This window comes from Micromonospora sp. S4605, from assembly GCF_003176715.1.
In the GTDB taxonomy this organism is placed as follows: domain Bacteria; phylum Actinomycetota; class Actinomycetes; order Mycobacteriales; family Micromonosporaceae; genus Micromonospora; species Micromonospora echinaurantiaca.
Map to the genome: position 1 here is coordinate 1 of NZ_QGSW01000441.1, position 4502 is coordinate 4502.

The 4502-nt window shown below is 72.2% G+C and carries 2 protein-coding genes; both read right to left on the bottom strand.

The window, feature by feature from the left end; genetic code table 11:
• Positions 1-107: 107 nt before the first annotated feature.
• A complete protein-coding gene (locus DLJ47_RS33650; RefSeq protein ID WP_109906192.1) occupies positions 108-1187 on the bottom strand; it encodes a 4Fe-4S dicluster domain-containing protein in 1080 nt (359 codons plus the stop codon).
• A complete protein-coding gene (gene fdh, locus DLJ47_RS33655; RefSeq protein ID WP_199236113.1) occupies positions 1184-4492 on the bottom strand; it encodes a formate dehydrogenase in 3309 nt (1102 codons plus the stop codon). Before fdh ends, DLJ47_RS33650 begins: the two co-directional genes overlap by 4 nt.
• Positions 4493-4502: the final 10 nt, after the last annotated feature.

Genomic DNA, 4502 nt, shown 5'->3' on the forward strand with positions numbered 1-4502 from the left:
CGCCCCCGCCGGATCACCCGACCCGCCGGGACCGGTTGCCGCCGGCCCGGCGTCAGCGGCCAGGCGGTCACGGAAACGGCGGAACCGGTCACCGACCGGGCGGTCACTCACGACGAACCTCCGACGAACGCGGCGACGGCGGCCGCCGCCATGGCCAACGCGGCCAGGCCGGCCCGCTTCCACATCTTCGGCAGGTCCCGGGTGGTCACCACCGGGTCCGGCGGCAGCCCGTACACCTCGGGCTCGTCCAGCAGCAGGAAGAAGGCACCGTCGCCGCCGACCCCGTCGGTCGGGTCGTGCCCGTACAGCCGCGCCTCCGGCACGCCCCGCGCGTGCAGGGTGGCCACCCGGGCGGCGGCCCGCTCGCGCAGTTCCTCCAGCTCGCCATACTGGATGGACTCGGTCGGGCAGGCCTGCGCGCAGGCCGGCGTCATCCCGGCGCCGATCCGGTCGTAGCAGAGCGTGCACTTCCACGCCCGGCCGTCACCCTTGCGCTGGTCGATGACCCCGTACGGGCAGGCCGAGATGCAGTAGCCGCAGCCGTTGCAGATGTCCTCCTGCACCACCACCGTGCCGAACTCGGTGCGGAACAGCGACCCGGTCGGGCAGACGTCCAGGCAGGCCGCGTGGGTGCAGTGCTTGCAGACGTCGGACATCATCAGCCAGCGGAAGTCGGTGCGCCCCTCGGCGCTGCCGGTCCGCCCCGGCGGCCCGTCGCCGGGCATGCCGAGGAACTGCGTCCCGGACGCCGTCGCCGCGACCCCCGCCGCCGGACCGCCGGCCATCCGGGCCGCGGCCTCCGGCGAGCCGGGCGGCACCCCCGGGTCGGTGCGGGTGGGGTTACCGGTGCCCGCGGCCACCGCCGCCGACGAGGCGCTCACCGAACCGCCGGTCGGGTTGCCGGCGAACGGGGGCGTCCGGTGACCGGCCGGGCGGGCCTGCTCGACGAAGGCGACGTGCCGCCACGAGTTGGCGGTCAGCGCGCCGGTGTTGTCGTACGACATACCCAGCAGGTCCAGCCCGGAGCCGGGCACGTCGTTCCACTCCTTGCAGGCCACCTCGCACGCCTTGCAGCCGATGCAGACGCTGGTGTCAGTGAAGAAGCCCATCCGCGGCGGCGCGTCGGACCAGCCCGCGTCCGGCGCCGGGTCCAGCGGGCCGTAGAAACTGTTCGGGCCGGGGCTCATCGCGGCCCGCCCCCGTCCGGGCGGGGCTGGGCCGCGGGGCGCGCGCCGGGGGTGACGACCGGCGGGTGCGGACCGGGGTCGGCGCCCGGTTCCAGGCCGGCCCGACGCCGGTAGTCGGCCACCAGGTCCAGCAGCGCCGGCCCGGCGGGCCGCCGGCCCGGTCGTACGTCGCAGGTACCGATCTTGCTCTCCTGGATCAGCACGTTCGGGTCGAGGGTGATCCCGAACAAATCGTTGGCCGAGTCGCCGGTGACCAGCCCCTCACCGCCGAAGTGGTACGGCAGCCACACCTGGTGGATGATCCGGCCGTCCACCCGCAGCGGGCTGAGCCGGTCGGTGACCAGCACCTTCGCCTCGATCACCGCCCGCCCGCTGACCAGGTGCGCCCAACCCAGGTGAGCCAGCCCCACCTCACCGGCCAACTCCGGGGACACCTCGACGAACATCTCCGGCTGCAACTCGGCCAACGGCCGGACGGTGCGGCTCATCCCGCCCGCGGTGTGGTGCTCGGTGAGCCGGCTGACCGTGAACACGTACGGAAACACCTGACTGTGCTCGGCCGGCGGGCTGGGGTTCACCGAGTTCACCGGGTGCGCGTACACCTTGCGGGTCGGGTTGGCCTGCTGCCGGTAGAGCGGGTTGCGCACCGGCGACTCCGCCGGCTCGTAGTGCGTCGGCAGCGGGCCGTCGATCAGCCCACGCGGCACGTACAGCCAGCCCTTGCCGTCGCTCTGCATGACGAACGCGTCGTCACCGGCGATCCCGGCCGGACCGGACGTGCCCTCCGGCGGCCGGTACGTCGGCGGTTTGGTCTTCTCGAAGTCCGGCACGTCGTAACCGGTCCACTCGCCGGCGTCGGCGTCCCACCAGACGTACTTCTTCCGCTCGCTCCACGGCCGCCCCTGCGGGTCGGCGGAGGCGCGGTTGTAGAGGGTGCGCCGGTTGGCCGGCCACGCCCAGCCCCACTCGCCGGCCACCCAGTTCTGCTCGTGCCCGGGCTTGCGGCGGGCCGCCTGGTTGACCCCGTCGGCGTACACCCCGGTGTAGATCCAGCAGCCCACGGCGGTGGACCCGTCGTCGCGCGCCTCGGTGAACGACGACAACGGACGGCCGGTCGCCACCTCGTACCCGTTGATCTCGCGCAGCACCGCCTCGGCGCTCGGCTCGGCCAACGGACCGTCCGTGGGATAGTCCCAGGCCAGATCGAGCAGGGCCCGGTCGCGGGGGTGCGGGGAGCCGGCCAGCTTCTCCCGCAGCTTGCGCCCCAGGTGGTAGAAGAACCACAGCTCGGAACGGCAGTCGCCCGGCGGGTCGAGCGCCTTCTCCCGCCACTGCAGCAGCCGCTGGGTCTGGGTGAAGGTGCCCTCCTTCTCCACGTGCGACGCGGCGGGCAGGAAGAACACCTCGGTGCGGCACTCCTGCGGGACGATCTCGCCGGTGGCCACCTCGGGGCTGTTCCGCCAGAACGTGGCACTTTCGATCATGAACAGGTCACGGACCACCAGCCAGTCCAGGTTCGCCATGCCGAGCCGCTGCGCCCGGCCGTGCGCCGAGCCGACCGCCGGGTTCTGGCCGAGCAGGAAGTAGCCCTTCACCTTGCCGTCGATCATGTTCAGTACCTGCTGGTAGGTGCCGTGGTCGCCGGTCATCCGGGGCAGGTAGCCGTAGCAGAAGTCGTTCTCCGGCGTCGCCGCCTCCCCCCAGTACGCCTTGAGCAGGCTCGCGCCGTAGGCCCGCGCGTTGCCCCAGAACCCCTTCTGGCCGGGGTGCCGGATGCTGTCCACCCACTGGTCGAAGGTCGGGTGGTCGGCGTGGTGCGGCATCGGCAGGTAGCCGGGCAGAAGGTTGAACAGCGTCGGGATGTCGGTGGAGCCCTGGATGCTGGCGTGCCCGCGCAGCGCCAGCACCCCACCACCGGGCCGGCCCACGTTGCCCAGCAGCAGCTGGATGATCGCGCCGGTGCGGATGTACTGCACGCCGACGCTGTGCTGGGTCCAGCCGACCGAGTAGATCAGCACGCCGGTCCGCTCCCGGCCCGAGTTCTCCGTCCAGGCCCGCGCCAGCTCGAGGAACTTCTCCCGCGGTACGCCGCAGACCCGCTCCACCATCTCCGGCGTGTAGCGGGCGAAGTGCCGCTTGAGGATCTGGTAGACGCAGCGCGGATGCTGCAACGTCTCGTCCCGCTGGTTGCGGCCCGAGATCGGCGCGCCGTGCGACTCGTGCCGCAGCCCGGCCGCGCTGTCCCGCTCCCGGTCGGTCTCCTCCGCCGCCGTCCCGGCCCGGGTCTCCTGGCCCGCGTACTGCCAGCTGGTCCGCTGGTACGTGCCGGTGTCCGGGTCGTAGCCGGAGAAGAAACCGTCCCCGTCCTCGGTGTCGACGAAGTCCTCGCTGACGATCGTCGCGGCGTTGGTGTACGCCAGCACGTACTCCCGGAAGTCCAGCTCGTTGCTCAGGATGTAGTTCACCACCCCGCCGAGCAGGGCGATGTCCGAGCCGGCCCGGATCGGCAGGTACGCGTCGGCGAGCGCGCTGGTCCGGGTGAACCGCGGATCGACGTGGAAGACCTTGGCGCCGCGCCGCTTGGCCTCCATCACCCACTGGAAGCCCACCGGGTGGGCCTCGGCCATGTTCGAGCCCTGGATGACGATCACGTCAGCGTTCGCCACGTCCTGCTGGAAGTCCGTCGCGCCGCCGCGACCGAAGCTGGTCCCCAGACCGGGGACGGTGGCGGAGTGTCAAATCCGGGCCTGGTTCTCGATCTGGAGCGCCCCCATCGCGGTGAACAGCTTCTTGATGAGGTAGTTCTCCTCGTTGTCCAGCGTCGCCCCGCCCAGGCTGGAGATGCCCAGGGTGCGGTTCAGCGGCCGGCCCTCGCTGTCCACGTCCTCCCAGGTCTGCTCACGCGCGGCGAGCACCCGGTCGGCGATCATGTCGAGCGCGACGTCGAGATCCAGGTCCTCCCACTCCGTGGCGTACGGCCGGCGGTAGCGGACCTTCGTCTGCCGCAGCGGGCTGGTCACCAGGCTCTTGCTGGCCGCACCCTTCGGGCAGAGCCGGCCACGGGAGATCGGGCTGTCCGGGTCGCCCTCGATCTGGCTGACCCGGTTGTCCTTGACGTACACCCGCTGCCCACAGCCCACCGCACAGTAGGGGCAGACCGAGCGGGCCACGCTGTCGGCGGTCTCGGTACGCGCGGTCAACTCCGCCGAACGCGTCGACTCCGCCGCGGCGCCCCGGCCCAGCGGGTCGGTGCCGGTGAGCTGCCGGTAGACCGGCCAACCCTGGATGAAGGTACGGATGCCCACCACGCCACCC